The organism is Pseudoalteromonas sp. TB41, from assembly GCF_000497975.1.
GTDB lineage: Bacteria > Pseudomonadota > Gammaproteobacteria > Enterobacterales > Alteromonadaceae > Pseudoalteromonas > Pseudoalteromonas tetraodonis.
In genome coordinates this window covers 1-18,641 of record NZ_AUTH01000003.1, presented here as the reverse complement: position 1 = coordinate 18,641, position 18,641 = coordinate 1, and the positions used below count along the sequence as shown (strand labels likewise).

At 41.2% G+C, this 18,641-nt stretch carries 14 protein-coding genes and 4 tRNA genes; 17 read left to right on the top strand and 1 reads right to left on the bottom strand.

Annotated elements, in window-relative coordinates:
• Positions 1-16: 16 nt before the first annotated feature.
• Together L641_RS0100170 and L641_RS0100165 are read left to right on the top strand one after the other, a co-directional pair.
• The gene (locus L641_RS0100170; protein WP_024600789.1) at positions 17-715 is read left to right on the top strand and encodes a methyltransferase; all 699 of its coding nucleotides are present in this window, start codon (positions 17-19) and stop codon (positions 713-715) included.
• 93 nt (positions 716-808) lie between these two features.
• On the top strand, positions 809-1,267 hold the full coding sequence (locus L641_RS0100165; protein WP_016900533.1) for a DUF2147 domain-containing protein: 459 nt from the start codon (positions 809-811) through the stop codon (positions 1,265-1,267).
• Positions 1,268-1,314: 47 nt separating this feature from the next.
• On the opposite strand, the gene fldB is transcribed toward L641_RS0100165, so the two are convergent.
• Positions 1,315-1,836 (bottom strand): flavodoxin FldB, encoded by a 522-nt coding sequence (fldB, locus tag L641_RS0100160; RefSeq protein ID WP_008467792.1) that lies wholly within the window; start codon positions 1,834-1,836, stop codon positions 1,315-1,317.
• Positions 1,837-1,941: 105 nt separating this feature from the next.
• On the opposite strand from fldB, the gene xerD reads away from it, so the two are divergent.
• The 15 genes from xerD (at position 1,942) to L641_RS0100085 (ending at position 18,419) form a co-directional block, all read left to right on the top strand.
• Positions 1,942-2,868 carry a site-specific tyrosine recombinase XerD gene (xerD, locus tag L641_RS0100155; RefSeq protein WP_008110662.1) on the top strand — a complete coding sequence of 309 codons (927 nt, stop codon included), beginning with the start codon at positions 1,942-1,944 and terminating at the stop codon, positions 2,866-2,868.
• Between the two features lie 72 nt (positions 2,869-2,940).
• A complete protein-coding gene (dsbC, locus tag L641_RS0100150; RefSeq protein WP_008467797.1) occupies positions 2,941-3,669 on the top strand; it encodes a bifunctional protein-disulfide isomerase/oxidoreductase DsbC in 729 nt (242 codons plus the stop codon).
• Positions 3,670-3,751: 82 nt separating this feature from the next.
• Positions 3,752-5,473 carry a single-stranded-DNA-specific exonuclease RecJ gene (gene recJ, locus L641_RS0100145; RefSeq protein ID WP_024600788.1) on the top strand — a complete coding sequence of 574 codons (1,722 nt, stop codon included), beginning with the start codon at positions 3,752-3,754 and terminating at the stop codon, positions 5,471-5,473.
• Between the two features lie 145 nt (positions 5,474-5,618).
• A protein-coding gene (prfB, locus tag L641_RS0100140) for a peptide chain release factor 2 (RefSeq protein WP_109874146.1) occupies positions 5,619-6,717 on the top strand; the annotation gives its coding sequence in 2 pieces (ribosomal slippage) (positions 5,619-5,693 and positions 5,695-6,717; 1,098 coding nt in all).
• A 26-nt stretch (positions 6,718-6,743) separates the two neighbouring features.
• Positions 6,744-8,279, top strand: coding sequence for a lysine--tRNA ligase (gene lysS, locus L641_RS0100135; protein ID WP_024600787.1), 1,536 nt, complete (start codon positions 6,744-6,746; stop codon positions 8,277-8,279).
• A gap of 355 nt (positions 8,280-8,634) precedes the next feature.
• Positions 8,635-8,817: a hypothetical protein gene (locus L641_RS0100130; RefSeq protein ID WP_013465804.1), complete on the top strand. Its 183-nt coding sequence runs from the start codon at positions 8,635-8,637 to the stop codon at positions 8,815-8,817.
• A gap of 128 nt (positions 8,818-8,945) precedes the next feature.
• Positions 8,946-9,038: transfer RNA gene (locus L641_RS0100125), tRNA-Ser, on the top strand.
• A gap of 34 nt (positions 9,039-9,072) precedes the next feature.
• Positions 9,073-9,149 (top strand) — tRNA-Arg (locus L641_RS0100120).
• Between the two features lie 58 nt (positions 9,150-9,207).
• Positions 9,208-9,284, top strand: a tRNA-Arg gene (locus L641_RS0100115).
• Positions 9,285-9,428: 144 nt separating this feature from the next.
• A tRNA-Arg gene (locus L641_RS0100110) sits at positions 9,429-9,505 on the top strand.
• Between the two features lie 889 nt (positions 9,506-10,394).
• Complete coding sequence (locus L641_RS0100105; protein WP_024600786.1) at positions 10,395-13,079, top strand: TonB-dependent receptor; 2,685 nt, start codon at positions 10,395-10,397, stop codon at positions 13,077-13,079.
• A gap of 73 nt (positions 13,080-13,152) precedes the next feature.
• Positions 13,153-13,929 (top strand): family 16 glycosylhydrolase, encoded by a 777-nt coding sequence (locus L641_RS0100100; RefSeq protein ID WP_024600785.1) that lies wholly within the window; start codon positions 13,153-13,155, stop codon positions 13,927-13,929.
• A 50-nt stretch (positions 13,930-13,979) separates the two neighbouring features.
• Positions 13,980-16,508 carry a glycoside hydrolase family 3 protein gene (locus tag L641_RS0100095; RefSeq protein WP_024600784.1) on the top strand — a complete coding sequence of 843 codons (2,529 nt, stop codon included), beginning with the start codon at positions 13,980-13,982 and terminating at the stop codon, positions 16,506-16,508.
• Between the two features lie 148 nt (positions 16,509-16,656).
• Complete coding sequence (locus L641_RS0100090; RefSeq protein ID WP_253944033.1) at positions 16,657-17,625, top strand: histidine kinase; 969 nt, start codon at positions 16,657-16,659, stop codon at positions 17,623-17,625.
• Positions 17,625-18,419 (top strand): LytTR family DNA-binding domain-containing protein, encoded by a 795-nt coding sequence (locus L641_RS0100085; RefSeq protein WP_024600782.1) that lies wholly within the window; start codon positions 17,625-17,627, stop codon positions 18,417-18,419. The genes L641_RS0100090 and L641_RS0100085 overlap by 1 nt, the downstream gene beginning before the upstream one ends.
• Positions 18,420-18,641 lie beyond the last annotated feature (222 nt).

Genomic DNA, 18,641 nt, shown 5'->3' with positions numbered 1-18,641 from the left:
ATGAAAAGGTGAAAAAATGTCTGGTTTTGCATTTAAACAATTTAAGGTTGAGCACGACCAGTGCGCCATGAAGGTATCTACCGATGGTATTTTACTTGGGGCATGGGCTGATTTAAGCGGTGCAAGTTCGTTATTAGATATTGGCACAGGTACGGGGTTACTGGCGTTAATGTGTAAACAGCGAGTGCCAGATTTAAAGGTGAGTGCGGTTGAGGTTGATAAGGCCGCCTACCAGCAAGCTGTACAAAATTGCCAGCAAAGCCCTTGGCGAGATATTAGTATTTACCATCAGCCTATTCAGCAGTTTGAGGCTGTGGGTTTATTTGATTGTGTTATAGCTAATCCGCCTTATTTTAATCACAGTTTAAAAGGTGATAATGCAGCGCGAAATACCGCTCGCCATACCGATGGTTTAAGTTTTGCAGAACTGCTTGGTGCGTTTAGGCATCTAAGTCATCAACATTCGCGTTTTAATCTTATTTTACCCACCTCTGAGGCGCAGTTATTTATAACATTAGCACAGCAGCAAGAGCTGTATTTAAATCGTCACTGCCAAGTACAAGCTATGCCAAATAAGCCCTTTAGCCGCAGTTTGATGACTTTTAGTTATGATGATGGCGAAGTAAGTAAAAGCACCCTATGCATAAGGGAGTTAAGTAATGCTTACAGTCAAGACTACATTGCACTGTGCAAGGCGTTTTATTTAAATATGTAAACCACGCTGTATGCCTAAAGCATTTTTACGTAGAGTGTTTTATAAAGGATTGTTAGTATGGCGCCATTATTGACTCATGTTTAAAGTAATCTGATGAATTTATTAACTAAAAAAACAAAAAAAATACTATTACTAGCCCTTTTAGCGGGCAGCTTATTTAACACCTCTGAGGTTTTTGCTAACCCCACACCGGTTGGGCTTTGGAAAACTATTAACGAAGAGACTAACGAGGCTAAGTCGTACGTGCGCATTACTGAGCAAGATGGCGTGCTGACTGGAAAAATTGAAAAAATACTCAATAAAGCCAAGCAAGATGCACTTTGCACCGAGTGTGATGGTGATAAAAAGAATCAGCCTATGTTGGGGATGACCATTATTGAAGATGTGACCTATGCGGGTGACGGTAGTTGGGAAGACGGTGAAATTCTCGACCCCAATAATGGTAAAACCTACAGCGTGCGTTTAACACCGCAGCAAAATGGCGAAAAACTAGAAGTGCGCGGTTATGTGGGCTTTTTTTACCGTAACCAATACTGGTTAAAAGTAGAGTAGTTAAATATTAAAAAGCGCTGCATGGCAGCGCTCTTTGCAATAGTGAGTTATAGGGTTTCAGCGTACTCTGTCATCACTTGTTCTACCCACGTGGCAATACGCTCGTCGCTTAGCTCGTACTGACTATCTTCATCAAGGGCTAAACCAACAAATTGTTTACCGTCTTCGGTAAGTGCTTTTGATGCTTCAAATTCGTAATTACTATCGTTCGGCCAAAAGCCTAATTGAGTAATGGCTTGGGCATTTATTTCGTCGTGAAGCATGCCTAATGCGTCTTGAAACCACTGACCATACCCTTGCTGATCGCCCATGCCAAATAAGGCTATGGTTTTACCATTTAGGTCAACGTCTTTTATGTCGTCCCACTTTGATTCCCAATCTTCTTGAATTTCGCCAAAGTCCCACGTAGAAATACCAAAAATGATAAAGTCATATTGCTCAGCGTTTTTAAGCGGCTCGTCTTTAATATTATGTAAGCTGACAATGTCGGCGCCAATAATATCGCGTATTTTTTCTGCCGCCATTTCGGTATAGCAGGTAGTAGAACCAAAAAATAAACCAATCTGCATCGTATTTATCACTGTGTAATTGCCTGTTATGATAGGCTCAAGTTTACCGTAAGGTATTTTTAATTGATACCTTCTCCCGTGGTATTACCAACATGAGATCACAACGTGACAACGCTATCTGACGATTTACCTGAACAAAATACTGAGCTAAGCAGCAATAGCGACTTTTTAGAAACCTTTTTAGATAGCCTCTATTTAGAGCAAGGCGTGAGCGAAAATACACTGAGCGCCTATCGCAGTGACCTAGATAAGTTTTGCCAGTTTTTAAAAGGCGAAAATTTAATGACGGTAACCAGCCTAGATGTTGAAAGTTACCTAGCACACCGCGTTGATTTAGGGCTAAAACCACGCAGCACTGCGCGAAGTATTAGTGCATTAAAACGTTTTTATCAGTACTTTGTGCGTGAAAAAATAATTAGCGACTCACCTATGGTCAATATTGCTCAGCCAAAGGCAGGGCAGTCGTTACCAAAAACGCTATCTGAGGCCGAAGTAGAAGCGCTATTAAGTGCGCCCAACATTGAAGAGCCAATGGGGCTGCGCGATAAAGCCATGCTGGAGTTACTGTATGCAACAGGCCTGCGGGTAACTGAGCTGGTGGGGCTTAGAATGGAGCAAATAAATTTGCGCCAAGCTGTGGTGTTTGTAAAAGGTAAGGGAAACAAAGAGCGGCTAGTGCCTTTAGGTGAAGAAGCTATGTATTGGCTCGAGCAGTTTTTAAAGCTCGGGCGCGCACAAATGATAAAACACGCCACCGATTTTGTATTTCCCTCAAAGCGAGGGGTGGGTATGACACGACAAACTTTTTGGCATCGGATTAAACACTATGCTATTTTAGCATCCGTTGAGTCGCCGTTATCACCCCATACCTTGCGACATGCATTTGCAACGCATTTATTAAATCATGGGGCTGACTTGCGTGTGGTGCAGATGATGCTTGGCCACAGCGACCTATCAACTACCCAAATTTATACGCATGTAGCGAATGAGCGATTAAAATCGGTGCATGCTGAGCATCACCCTCGTGCTTAAGCGAATTTTTTTGTCACTAAGCCGGTCATATAGACACGATAAGATAAGTATTTTTAGGATAGAGAACCCGTTATGAAAAAATTAATGTTAGCAGGTGCCATGTTGTGCACTAGTTTGAGCGCTTTTGCTAATAGCGTTGCAGTCACTCCGGATGCTACAGATCCTATCGTGACGAAATTTGCCGCGCTAGGGGTGACCGTTAAACAAATTAATCCAAGCCCAGTTGCAGGCTTAAAAGAATTGATCACCAATAAAGGTGTGCTGTATGCAAGTCCTGACGGTCAATTTTTAATGCAAGGTACGCTAATCGATCTAAACAACCGTAGTAACTTAACCGAGCAAGCACTTAATGGTGTGCGCCAATCAGGGTTAAAAGAATACGAAGACTCAATGATTGTTTACAAAGCACCTGAAGAGAAGCACAGCATTACTGTATTTACCGATATTAGCTGTGGTTACTGTCGTAAATTACACCGTGAACTAGATGACTTACTTGATGCGGGTATTACCGTTAAGTATTTAGCGTTTCCGCGTGGCGGTCTGCAAGGATCTGGTTACGCTGATTTAATGAATGTATGGTGTGCGAAAGATCAGCAAGAAGCATTAACTGAAGCTAAATCGGGTGCAGATACCCAAATTGTTAAAGGCTGTAGCGCACCTGTTGCTGAGCATTATCAGTTAGGCCAGAGTTTTGGTATTAGCGGTACACCGGCTATTATTTTAGAAGATGGCACGATGATCCCAGGTTATCAGCCTGCTGCGGCATTAAGCGCAGCGCTTGAGGCTAACAAAGCGGGCTAAGCAATACCCCGAGTATGTGTTTAAAAAGGCCTTAATGGCCTTTTTTGTCTTATATCATGAACATCATAAGTTAAAAACTAGCATGAAAAAAATGATCATTGCGCGAGAACCCGTTGACGACTCTCATCTGCCGAGCCATCTTCACCCTGTTATCAAGCAAATTTATGCCACGCGAAATGTGTCCCATGCCGATGAGCTAAACAATAGCGCAGCTACACTCCACGACTTCAAACTTTTTAAAGATATAGACAAAGCCAGCCAACTATTAATTGATGCACTGCATACACAAAGTAAAATACTAATTGTTGGCGATTTTGACGCCGATGGCGCAACCAGCACCGCCACCTTAATGCAAGGGTTGGCCATGTTTGGCTTTACCCATTTAGATTATTTAGTGCCAGACCGCTTTAGTTTAGGTTATGGCTTAAGCCCAGCATTGGCTGAGCAAATAGTCACTATGCAGCCCGATTTAGTGATCACCGTAGATAACGGTATATCGTGTATTGCAGGGATTGATATTGTTAAAGCAGCAGGCATTAAAGTGCTGGTTACAGATCATCATTTACAAGGCGAGCAACTGCCTAATGCCGATGCTATTGTTAATCCTAATCGCCATGACTGTGATTTTCCCTCTAAGTCGATAGCCGGTGTTGGGGTGGCGTTTTATTTACTTATCGCACTGAGAAGTGCGCTGCGTGAACAAGGCTACTTTAACCAACATCCTATGCCAAATATTGCTGACTTACTCGATATTGTAGCCCTTGGTACGGTGGCCGATGTGGTGGCTCTGGATGCGAATAACCGTACGTTAGTGCATCAAGGCTTGGCACGTATTCGAAGTGGTAAAACCCGCCCAGGTATCACCGCACTGATTGAAGTGGCTAATCGCAATGCAGCTCGTTTGAGTGCCAGCGATTTTGGCTTTTCATTGGCGCCACGTTTAAATGCAGCAGGGCGTTTAGATGATATGAGCCTAGGTATAGCTTGCTTACTTAGCAACGACATAAATCAAGCAAGGCGCATAGCCGGTGAGCTTGACAGCTTAAACTTTGCCAGACGTGAAATAGAGCAAGGCATGCAAGTAGAAGCGCAAGCCGTGCTCGATAGGCTAGCATTTAAAGAAGATAGCGTACCTGATGCTATTTGTTTGTATCAAGACGATTGGCACCAAGGCGTTATTGGCATTTTAGCGGGGCGCTTAAAAGAAAAATACCACCGCCCAACCGTGATATTTGCGGGTGGCGAAAACGGTGAGATAAAAGGTTCATGTCGCTCTATTGAAGGTTTACATATGCGCGACCTGCTTGAAGGTTTAAACACTGCGCAGCCTGGTTTAATTAATAAATTTGGCGGCCACGCAATGGCGGCAGGTTTAAGTATTAACGAGCAACAATTTACTGAGTTCAAACGCGCATTTAATAGTGCAGTTAGCGAGCAACTCAGTGAAGAAAGTAAACGCTGTATTGTATTTACAGATGGTGAGTTACCTAATGATTGCTTTAGCATGGATTTTGCCCAGCTTTTAAAACAATCGGGCCCGTGGGGGCAGCAGTTTCCTGAGCCGATATTTGAACACACCTTTGAAGTAATCCAACAGCGTATTGTGGGTGAAAAACACTTAAAGCTAGTATTAAAGCATCAGTCTGCACGCTTAGTGGATGCCATTGCCTTTGGGATTGATGTAAAAGCTTGGCCAGATACCGAGGCGCAGTTTGTTAAAGTAGCGTATCAGCTCGATATAAATGAATTTAGAAGTAAATTTAGCTTACAACTTATAGTTAGAGAGCTTGAAAAAGTGGGCTAAAAAATATCTTCAAACCATGCATAAAAGGCTAATAAAACGCGCGGTTTTTTGTTAAAATCGGGCGTTTTTATTATTTAATGATTTTTAATTGCGCTCGGTCTCTTTTTTAAGTGCGCAATAACCTAGCCATTTTGGAGTAATGTACATGTTTGAAGTGAATCCTGTGATTAATCAAATCAAGGAAATTCGCGAACGTACTGAACTGCTTCGGGGGTACCTTTGACTACGCTCTTAAACAAGAACGTTTAGAAGAAGTTAACGCCGAACTTGAAGATTCAGCCGTATGGAATGAGCCTGAGCGCGCACAAGCCCTTGGTCGTGAAAAGTCAGCACTAGAAGCCGTGGTTGAAACAATCGATAACCTTGTTGCTGGTACTGACGATGTTGAAGGTTTAGTAGAGCTTGCTGTTGAAGCTGAAGACCAAGACACTTTTGATGAAGCACAAAGCGAACTAGCTGATTTAAACCAGCAGCTTGAAGGGCTTGAGTTTCGTCGTATGTTTTCAGGCTCTCACGATTCAAACGATGCCTACCTTGATTTACAATCAGGCTCTGGCGGTACTGAAGCACAAGACTGGTGTAATATTTTACTGCGTATGTACTTACGCTGGGGTGAAGCAAAAGGCTTTAAAGTAGAGCTTGTTGAAGCCACCGATGGCGATGTTGCTGGTATTAAAGGCGCAACGGTGCGTTTTTCTGGCGAATACGCTTATGGTTGGTTACGCACTGAAACAGGCGTACACCGCCTCGTTCGTAAAAGTCCATTTGACTCAAGTGGTCGTCGTCATACCTCGTTTGCTTCTGCGTTTGTTTACCCAGAAGTTGATGACAACATTGAGATTGATATTAATCCGTCTGACTTACGTATAGACGTTTACCGTGCATCAGGCGCGGGTGGTCAGCACGTAAATACCACTGAATCAGCGGTACGTATTACTCACGTGCCAACTAATACTGTGGTGCAGTGTCAAAACGAGCGCTCGCAGCATAAAAATAAAGCCCAAGCAATGAAGCAGTTAAAAGCGAAATTATTTGAGCTTGAGCTACAACAGCAAAATGCAGAAAAGCAAAGCCAAGAAGACAACAAGTCTGATATTGGCTGGGGAAGTCAAATTCGTTCTTACGTACTTGATGACTCGCGTATTAAAGATTTACGTACCGGCGTTGAAAACCGTAACACTCAAGCGGTACTCGATGGCGACTTAGACAAATTTATTGAAGCCAGCTTAAAATCTGGTTTATAACCACCAAGCTAAAAAAGAGCTAAAAAATGACTGATCAAATCCAAGACGAAAATAAGTTAATCGCTGAGCGTCGCGGCAAATTAGACGCTATTCGCGAAAATTGCCCAGCCAACGGTCATCCAAACCAATTCCGTCGTGAGCATTACACGGCAGATTTGCAGGCTGAGTTTGGTGATAAGAGTAAAGAAGAATTAATCGAATTACAGCACGTAGTATCGATTGCAGGTCGTATTCTTGCTAAGCGTGGTCCGTTTATGTCTATTCAAGATATGAAAGGCCGTGTACAAGTTTATGCATCAAAAGACGTACAAAAAGATTTAAAAGCAAAATATGGCCAGCTTGATATTGGCGATATTATTGGTGTTAAAGGGCCGCTTAATAAATCGGGTAAAGGCGATTTATACGTAGACATGGCTGAGTACGAACTACTGACTAAGTCACTTCGTCCACTTCCTGAAAAATTCCATGGCCTATCGGATCAAGAAACGAAATACCGTCAGCGTTATGTTGATTTAATTACTAACGAAGCAACGCGTGAAACATTCCGTATTCGCTCACAAGTGGTTGAAGGTATTCGTCGCTTTTTAGCAGACCGCGATTTTATGGAAGTAGAAACGCCAATGCTACAGGTTATTCCTGGTGGTGCATCTGCGCGTCCATTCGTAACTCATCATAATGCGCTTGATATCGACATGTACTTACGTATTGCGCCTGAGCTTTACTTAAAGCGTTTAGTAGTAGGTGGTTTTGACCGTGTATTCGAAATTAACCGTAACTTCCGTAACGAAGGGTTATCGACACGCCACAACCCAGAATTCACTATGATTGAGTTCTACCAAGCGTATGCTGACTACATTGATTTAATGAACATCACCGAAGACATGTTACGTACAGTTGCAACTAACGTACTGGGCAGCCCAATTGTGGTTAACACCACTAAAGATGAAAACGGTGAAGTGATTGATTCAGTAGAGTATGACTTTGGTCAACCGTTCACACGTTTAAGCATGAGTGACGCAATCTTAAAATATAACCCTGAGTTTGATGCTGCGGTATTTAACGACCCAGAAAACCACTTTGAAGAATTAAAAGCGTACGCTAAACAAGTGCATGTTAAAATTCCTGAAAACTGCGTATGGGGCCCGGGTAAGTTTTTATGTGAAATATTTGAAGAGACGGCTGAGCATATGCTTATCCAACCGACATTTATCACAGGGTATCCGTGGGAAGTATCGCCACTTGCACGTCGTAACGACGAAAACCCATTTGTAACTGACCGCTTTGAATTCTTTGTTGGTGGCCGTGAGCTTGCAAATGGTTTCTCTGAGCTTAATGATGCACAAGATCAAGCTGAGCGTTTTTCTCGCCAAGTTGAAGAAAAAGACGCAGGTGATGATGAAGCAATGCACTACGACGAAGACTACATTCGCGCACTTGAGTATGGTTTACCACCAACGGCAGGTGAGGGCATAGGTATTGACCGTTTAGTGATGCTATTTACTGACTCATCAACTATCAAAGATGTTATTTTATTCCCGCACATGCGCCCACAAGCTGACTAAGCTTGAAGGAATAAACTATAAAATTATTAACGCCGCTAATTAGCGGCGTTTTTTTTTGCCTTATTGTTTGTGAGACATTGCCTAAACTTCATATTAGGGCTTTTAATTAATAAGTACTACACTGATAATTAAGTGTAAGTATAAAAGTAAATTAATCTTTAATTCAGCTTCATTATCATAAAGTTGCTTGACTGCTTAGCAACATTACAGCAGTGCTATAACTTTTTGGTATGATTGTTTTTTAAACATTATGTTGTATTTATGTGAATTTTTTAGCTAAAATGTGGCCTAAATTTATACACGGTCATTCTTAGTCGTAAAAAATAAAAATTTCTAAAGGACTTAGAGAAATAATATGAAAGCTAAACGAGTAGAATCTTTACCTGATGAGAACACTACAGAGCAACAGCGAGAAGCGTATTATCGCGCGTGTATTGCCGAGTTTCAGAAGTTAGGCTATCAAGAGCAATACCTTGCTGAACTTACGGACGAACTAGTGCCAGTGATGGGTGTAAATTCAAGCACCCCAAACACTTAACCTGATTATTTTTCAAACTAATTACACTTTAAAACTAGGCATGTGTGCAATCTATAGCCATATAGTCACTTTTGTCAGAAAAGTGTTTGACATATTTTCTGAAATCTTTATTATACGCCCCACAAGACGGAGAGGTGTCCGAGTGGCCGAAGGAGCTCCCCTGCTAAGGGAGTATAGAGTTTGTAGCTCTATCGAGGGTTCGAATCCCTCCCTCTCCACCATTTTTTAAATGGCGCATCTTGTAAAATAAAGTATGGGCGCATAGCTCAGCTGGATAGAGTACCTGGCTACGAACCAGGCGGTCGGAGGTTCGAATCCTCCTGCGCCCACCATACTTTACTCTCTTTTAGAGAACGCTCTGCTTAGAGTTAAAACAAGCAAAATGAAAGTGGGCGCATAGCTCAGCTGGATAGAGTACCTGGCTACGAACCAGGCGGTCGGAGGTTCGAATCCTCCTGCGCCCACCACTTTCATTGCAACTCCTGCTAAGAGTATAAAATAAGTAAAGTGTTGGCTAACGCCAAGCGGTCGAAGGTTCATTCTTATTAGATACGTCCTACGCTCACCACTTTCAACTCTCACTTAGAGTTTAAATAAGTAAATATGAAAGTGGGCGCATAGCTCAGCTGGATAGAGTACCTGGCTACGAACCAGGCGGTCGGAGGTTCGAATCCTCCTGCGCCCACCACTTTCATAAATAAGCCGACATTAAGTCGGTTTTTTTGTGCCTGAAATAAATCAAAGCGTGGATGTGGATAGAGTAACCTACTCCGAACCAAGCAGTCGGAGGTTCACTCTTAGAAGATACGTCCTGCGCTCACCACTTTCATACATAAGCCGACACTGAGTCGGTTTTTTTGTGCCTGAAATAAAGTGAATATGGGAAAGTAGCAAGCTACGAACCAAGCGGTCGGAGGTTCACTCTTAGAAGATACGTCCTGCGCCCACCACTTTCTATTACTATTAAAGTTAATAGAAAAGAAACCGACGAAAGTCGGTTTTTTTATGTCTGAAATTTGAGAAAGCTTTCAGATATCAGTTAAACCTAATGATACCTGCCAAATCTTCCATTCAGTCACTTCTCTAAAAGCGCAGCGCCTCGTAACCTTTTTATGAGTAACGCCCTTAAAAACTTAAATTCACAAAGAGAAATGAAAGAGGGATAAATGAGAAGTTCAAAATCACCATGAGTATTTAAACGCCTGTAAGCTACGTTCTATAAATAATACCACCGCCAACTTTTCAATGTAGATGTGCCGCTTCTTCTAGCTACGAATCAGGCAGTCACAGGTTCACCCTTACAAGAGATATCCTGCGTCTACCGCTTTTATAAATAAGCCGACACTAAGTCGGTATTTTTGTGTCTGAAATAGAGTCAAAAAGCTAAACTACGAGGAAAATACTTGATGTTTATCTGGCTTTAGCTTCAAAAATTAGAAGGTGATTTCGGTTTGTGTTATATCTAACTCGTCTTGGCGTATTTGACTAGTAATAAAAATAATCGATATGGATACTATGAGACTGTTAAATAAAAGTAACAAAGTTTAACGTTTACACACACATCCAAAAGGTCAAACATGCACACAATAAATAAAACAGCACTATCAATAGCCGTTGCGTTGGCTTGTTCAATGCCATTGAATGCTCAAGAAGCTTCCGCGGATAAGGAGCAAGCGTCAGAAAAAGAAACAGTTTCATTAGAAATCATTTCGGTAACAGCAACTAAGCGCAAAACAAGATTAATGGAAACACCTGTTGCCATTACAGCATTAACTGAAGCCGAGCTGAAAAGAAACGGTGTTAATAGCGTTAAGGATATTGCTAACTTAGTCCCTGGCTTAGATATTTCAACTGCAACAGATCAAGCTGCGCCGGTTATTTCAATGCGAGGTGTACGCTCTACTAATATTACTGAGCTTGGCGATCCGGCTGTGGGTGTTCACCTTGATGGTATTTACTCACCACGTATGCAAGGTGCCCTTGCATTGATGTACGACATAGACAGAGTTGAAGCACTAAGGGGCCCACAAGGCACCCTATTTGGTCGTAACTCAACGGTGGGTAGTATTAATGTTATTTCAGCAAAACCAGAGTTTACCGGTTTATATGGCAACGTCAGTATTGAAGCGGGAAACTTTAATAGTAAAAATATTGATGCAGTCTTAAATATTCCTATTAATGATGAATTTGCCGTTAGGTTTTCAGGAAAAGGCTTGAAACGGGATTCTTATTTAGAGGGGTATTACGATCCTAACCAATATGACTCAAGACGCTTAAGCGACGATATTCTTAATGCGCCAGTAATCTCTGAAGACTCTTATCAAGGCGTGGGTCAAACAATTACCCAACGAGAAAACTGGTGGATAGATGGCGCTGGCACAGATCCAGAAGCGCAAAAAGTTCGCGCGCTAACACCGGCTGATAAAAGCAATTTTTACAATAATGCTGATGAATATTCATTTAGAATTAGCACCTTGTGGGAGCCTTTGGACGGCAATTTTTCAAACCACACTGTTTTTCAAAAGTATGTAAATGACAGCAATAACAACCTAGATTTAGTTAACTGCGATAAAATTCGTGGCAGAAGTGCTGAACTAGGGGGAGACTGCACTAACTTTTTACCCAGCGATAATACTTATCAGGCGGTTGTAAATGTGCCCGGTAAGCTTAATTTAGATATCACGTACTTAAGAAACACCCTTAATTACAACATAAACGATGAATATTCACTTGTCTGGTTATTGGGCTATGAAGATATGGAACGCTCTTCAGCACAAGATAGTGAAGTAGGTTTAGACCCTTGGGATGGCGCAACTTACTTTTTAGACGGCACTGGCGCAGAGTCTTTTTCAACTGAGCTGCAAATACAATCTGATGAATATGGCGACTTTATCTGGATTGCAGGTATTAATTACTTTCATGAAAGAACAAAAACCTTAGGTTATTACGATAATCCTATGGATGACAAAGCGTTTTGGGATCAACCCGATCGTTCTACCGACGCCCTCGCATTATTTGGTCAAGGTACATACAACTTAACTGAAAAGTTACACCTAACACTTGGCTATCGATTTAGTGATGAAACAAAAGAAGATAAAGGCGGAAAAACCTATCGCTGTTCTAATGCTGATGGCTGCGCCGTAGGTTGGTTAAATAGAACTGATTTAAATAACCTTCCTGTTGACTACTACGAAGATCCTTCTATTTATGCGTCATACTTTGAAAACGACAATAAGGGAAGTTGGAAACACCATGATTTTCGTGTTGGTTTAGATTATGACATTTCACCTGAAACCATGGTTTATACCTATCTTGCCAGTGGCTTTAAAGCCGGTGGTATTGGTGATGTTTACGAAGTGGTAAATGACAGAACCGGTGACGTTACTCGTTTTGAAACCAAGTTCGACCCAGAAGAAGTACTAACATGGGAATTGGGTGCTAAATCGAGCTTTTTTGATAACTCATTAAACCTAAAAGCCGCATTTTTCTACACAGATTACACCGACATGCAATACGCATCAGTGGGCTCTATTGGTAACGTAGAGCGTTTATCTGTGGTAGAAGATGAAGATGGCTCTCCCGTTTTAGACGGTAATGGCGAGCCTGTACTCGATTTTCAAAACAAGCCAGTTATAGCTTACTACACACAAAATGTCCCTGGCTCAACAATAAAAGGGATTGAGCTTGAGTTTGATTGGAAGCCGTATCCAAATGGTCGAATTAGTGGTTACGTAACGTGGACTGATGCAAAAGTTACTGAAGATTGGAATACTAAATGGGATTACGACGCGGAGTATCTGTTTGATATTTCTTATGAAGAATCAAAAAATCCTGAAAATACCCTGTTAGCTACCAATCTTAAGGGGAATAATTTAGCAATGACCCCTGAGTTTACCGCCAATATCAGTTACACACATACACTCAACTTAGGAGAGTATGGTTTTGTTCACGCATGGTTAAATGCCAGTTGGAAAGATGAGTCGTACTCAACGGTATGGAATGTTGATAAACATTTAGATGACATGGATTTTCAAGTGCCAGATGAAGCAACAAAATATATCGATGATAGCCGCGATGCGTTTGCCGTATTTAACGCCTCTATTAAGTATGAGCCGCAAGGACAAAACTGGTTTGCAGAAGTGTTTGTTAATAATGCTTCAGATGAAACTATTCAATACTGGAATAATACTGGTAAGGGGATCCCAAAAGGCAGCTTTGGTATGCCGAGATACTATGGTATGAGAGCGGGTTTTTCATTCTAAATAACCGAGTAAAAGTTACCCTCCTACAGGCTAAAGTACTGTAGGAGGTGCTTGATTAAATAAGGATTTAATAATGAAAACGAAGTTAATTTCAACCTTAGTTGCTGGCCTTATAGTTATTTCACCCGCCACATACGCTAACTATTTTAAAGACGATTTTTCGTGGGGATTTGACACAACTCTTTGGAGTGCACGTAGTGGCGATAATGGCTCACCTTTTGGCTGCGAATTTGTCCCAAGAATGATTAACCCAAGTCAACACGGCATCACCCTTTCTCTGTCACAAGGTGCATGTGCTGAGCTGCAAAGTAATCACTTTTATAGTTTTGGTAAGGTACAAGGCAGTGTTAAGTCGGGCAATATCGCCGGTACCGTGTCTTCTATTTTTACTTATACCTCATGGTGGGATTCGCCAGGACGCGCATGGCAAGAAATAGATATCGAACTATTACCTTCTTTAGGCAATGTTGTTCATACCAATGTGATTTACCAGCCCCAAGGAGGCACGTATCAAAGTTGGGAAAAGGATATCGATTTAAGCCAGTTTGGGCTTGATTACAGAGAAAACTTATTAACCATTGGCTTTGATTGGTCAAGCTCATCAATTCGTTGGTATCTGTACGACTCACAAGGAAACGAGAAAACAATTAGAGTGATGTACAAAGACAATGGGGATGGCGTAATAGCCGATAATGAAATTCCCGGCTATGCATGGCCAATTGATAAAACAAAAATAATGATTAACCAGTGGAATGGTGACAACTCGACTCAAGGGAATTACTTTCCGGGTCAATACTACGACAGCCCTTCATGGGCATATTATGATTTTATTGAATATATTCCACACTAAATTAATCAGTCCGTATTTTATAAAACAGTATTTAATCTCGAAGGTTTTAAATGTCGAAAATAAAACACCCTAAATTATTACTTTGCTTATTGCCTGTTTTTGGCATGTTCAACTGTCAAAATGTATTGAGTGCAGACAATCAGCAAGTTAACTGGCCTTATGTGAATACGCAACTTAAGCGTGATCCAGCCGTTGAAAAACAGATTGATAAACTGCTCGCAACAATGACTTTAGAGCAAAAAGTGGCGCAAATGATCCAGCCAGAAATTGGTTATTTAAGTGTAGAGCAAATGAAAAAGTATGGATTTGGCTCTTATCTAAATGGCGGAAATACTGCCCCTTACGGAAATAAACGAGCGGATCAAGCTACTTGGTTAAAATACGCAGATGAAATGTACCTAGCCTCTATGGATTCGACCATAGATGGTATTGCGATCCCGACAGTATGGGGAACCGATGCCATGCATGGGCATAGTAATGTGTATGGCGCTACGTTATTTCCGCACAATATTGGCTTAGGAGCTGCGCATGATGCTGATTTAATTAAACGCATAGGCCAAGCAACAGCAAAGGAAGTATCTGCCACAGGGATTGAATGGAGTTTTGCGCCTACTGTTGCTGTAGTCAGAGATGATCGCTGGGGCAGAACTTATGAAAGTTACTCAGAAGACCCTGAATTAGTTAGGTTGTATGCAGGTAGTATGGTGACCGGTATTCAAGGTGACATAGGCGCTGACTTTTTAAAAGGCAGTAACCGTATTGCCACCGCTAAGCACTTTGTGGGTGATGGTGGCACTGAGCGAGGCGTTGATCGCGGAAATACCCTTATCGATGAAAAAGGATTAAGAGATATTCACAGCGCAGGTTATTTTTCTGCTATTAATGAAGGCGTGCAATCAGTGATGGCATCCTTTAATAGTTGGAATGGCAAACGTGTACATGGCGATAAGCATTTATTAACGGATGTACTTAAAAACCAACTTGGTTTTGATGGGTTTTTAGTAAGCGACTGGAATGCGCATAAGTTTGTAGAAGGCTGCGATTTAGAGCAATGCGCCCAAGCCATAAACGCAGGTGTTGATGTAATCATGGTGCCAGAGCATTTTGAAGCCTTTTATCATAATACTGTTAAGCAAGTGAAAGAGGGGGTAATAGCCGAATCAAGAATAAACGATGCGGTTAGACGCTTTTTAAGGGCTAAAATCCGCTGGGGGGTGTTTACAAAGGGTAAACCATCAGCGCGACCTGAATCACAACACCCGCAGTGGTTAGGCGCTAATGAGCATCGCACTTTGGCAAGAGAAGCGGTTCGCAAGTCACTCGTTCTATTAAAAAACAACGAAAACGTTTTGCCAATTAAAGCGCATAGCCGCATCTTAGTTGCCGGTAAAGGCGCCAATGCAATCAATATGCAAGCCGGTGGCTGGAGCGTTTCTTGGCAGGGCACAGACAATACTAATAGCGACTTTCCAAATGCGACCTCTATTTATGCAGGTTTAAAGTCGCAAGTATTAAAAGCAGGCGGTGAAATAAGCTTAAGTGAGTCTGGTGACTATAAAACCAAGCCAGATGTAGCCATTGTTGTTATTGGTGAAGAACCTTATGCTGAGTGGTTTGGTGATATAGAAATGTTAGAGTTTCAGCATGAAAGCAAACACGCTCTTGCACTGCTGAAAAAACTTAAGGCAGACAATATTCCGGTAGTCACCGTATTTTTAAGTGGTCGCCCGCTTTGGGTCAATAAAGAGCTCAATGCATCAGATGCCTTTGTTGCTGCATGGTTACCAGGCTCTGAGGGTGAGGGAGTTGCAGACGTATTACTAACAGATAAAAACGGTAACAGTCAGTTTGATTTTAGCGGTAAGTTGAGTTTTTCGTGGCCTAAATACGACGACCAATTTAGCCTTAACTTAGGCGATGTAAATTACGACCCGCTCTTTGCCTATGGCTACGGGTTAACTTATCAAGACACAGTAAACATACCTGTTGTGAGTGAAACTACAAGCCCTAAAAAAATCGTTAAAAGCGATGCACACCCATTGTTTGTAAAAAGTTTAGCTAAAAATCTCACTTGGGCGTTAGCTGATACAACAGCAAAGGTTTTAACTAGTGGTTCATCGGCCACCAGTGGCGATAAAAAAAGTTTGTTAATGCAATCGGTTAATTTATCGTATCAAGAGGATGCAAGGCAGTTTAAGTGGCAATCTCAATCCTCAGATGCAACGCTTAGCCTAAGTTACTTAAAACCTACGCTACTCGAACGCAAATTTAAATCAGGTTACCTTGAACTAAAGATGCGATTAGATAAAGCTCCAGAGCAAGGTGCCCAGTTACAAGTAATGTGTAATTTAGATAACTGTTTAAGAAGTATTGATTTTTCATCGTTTGAAAAAACAATGGCAGATAAGCGCTGGCATACTTTATCAATCGCACTCAATTGCGCCGATAGCGAACTGATTGAACAATCTATGTCAGATGTAATTCGTATTTCAGCTCAGCGTTTAAGTTTAGCAGTTGCAGATATCGCGTTGACTGCAAAACCTAATAATGACGCATTATCAATCACGTGCTCAAAATAAATAAGGCAAAGGCAGTTGATAATAAGTAAGCTATTCAACTGCCTTTAAAGTTGGACGTATTAATTTGAATTCCAAAAATCCCAGAAGTCATCTTTTCTGGTTGTTTCAGAGCTGCGGTTGGATTGTGTATGCAATGCTGACCGAGCTAATGATAAAAATACCAAGCGACGAGCCATGGTCGATACACATTCCGCATTTAATTATTGATGTAGCGTGTGGCTTTTTAATCACCTTGCTTTTAAGAAGGGCTTATAACTGCTCAAATAGGCAAGGGATTAAAGTTAAAATAGCACTGCATCTGGTGCTGCTGTTAACTGCCACATTAATCTGGACACAAATTAAATGGGCGTCTTTGCAGTGGTTATATGGCAATTGGTGGCTTTCAATGACATGGTTTGACTTTGGTACATGGACGTCTGCATCGTTAACTATGCTCTCAACATGGACTGCTTTTTATTACGGGATAAAAATATATCTCGACAATTTAGAGCAAACTCAAAAAGCCGCAGAAGCGACACACCTAGCTAAAGAGTCACAGCTTAAAATGCTTCGATATCAGCTTAATCCGCACTTTATGTTTAACAGCATTAATGCTATTTGCACCTTAATCTTAAAAAAAGAAAGTGTGCAGGCAGTGAATATGCTCGAAAAGCTTTGTGATCTTCTGCGCCATAGTTTGTATACCGATCCGCTTGAAAAAGTAGCGATTAAAGAAGAAATTGCCATATTAAAAACCTACTTAGATATAGAGCAATGTCGATTTACTGACCGGTTAGAGGTTAATATTAACGTTGATGAACCATGCAACGATTTATTAATACCTTCTTTATTAATTCAACCATTGGTAGAAAACGCGTTAAAACATGGTATGCGCGCAGATCAAAAAATGGTGATCACAATTAAAGTTGAAAAAACAAAAACCGCATTGCTCATTAAGGTTGCAGATACTGGTAAAGGGTTTGACGATAATAAAAAATCGAAAAGGGGCATTGGCTTGGCTAATTGCGAGCAACGCTTAAAATTAATGTATGGAAATAGCCATCGCATTGAGAAAGGCAATGGCAAATTAGGCGGCGCATGGCTTTGTATTTCTCTTCCTATTAATGGTTTGCAATAATGATTCAATTAAAAACATTACTTGTTGACGATGAATACAGCGCTATTGAAGGGTTGCGTATTCGTTTAGAGGCCTTTGCTGAAATTGAAGTGATTGGCAGTGCACAAAGTGTTGATGACGCTATTAACGTACTTAACAAACATGACGTTGATTTAGTGTTTCTAGATATAGAAATGCCAACAAAATCAGGCTTTGAACTAATTAAATATTTTCAACCAGAAAGCTGTCCAGCGGTTATTTTTGTTACTGCGTTTCACCAGCATGCCGTTAAAGCATTTGAGGTAAGAGCCCTTGACTACTTACTCAAGCCCGTTAAGTTAGCTCGCCTTGCAGAAGCCATAGAAAGAGTAGTAAAAACAGAGCAACTCCACAGAAAAAATACATTGATTGAAGTACACCAATCGCTGATAGAAAACGAACATCAAGAATTAGAAAGCTCAAAAAACTCAGAATATAAATTTGAAGCCGAAAACTTAGTCATCCAAGATGCTAAAAACCCAATTCAAATAATTCCGTTTAAAGATATTTTATGGATTGATGCCGCAGGCGATTATATGTGTGTTCATACACTGGCTGAAACCCATGTAATGCGTGCGCGTTTAAAAGATCTTGAAAAAAATACCTTACCAGAAGACTTCTTACGCATACATAAATCAACCATTGTTAATTTAAGCCATATCAAACAGCTCAACCCATTACGTAATTCTGAATATATGGCGGTGTTAGATAACGAAAAAACACTCAAGGTAAGTAGAACGTACAGTAAAAACTTAAAGAGCTTAATAAAACAATAACGGTGGTTTTTTGGTAACACCACCGCCAACATTTTCAATGTGGACGTATAGCTTACTTACGTTAGAAACACAGTTTCTCATTGCTAAAACCTGCGCGAGGTAAACTCCCGCCTACAATATAAAAATTGCGCTTGCAAAAGGCTCGGTGTTTTATTTTTATTACCTGACCGCTGACCGCTGACCGCTGACCGCTGACCGCTGACCGCTGACCGCTGACCGCTG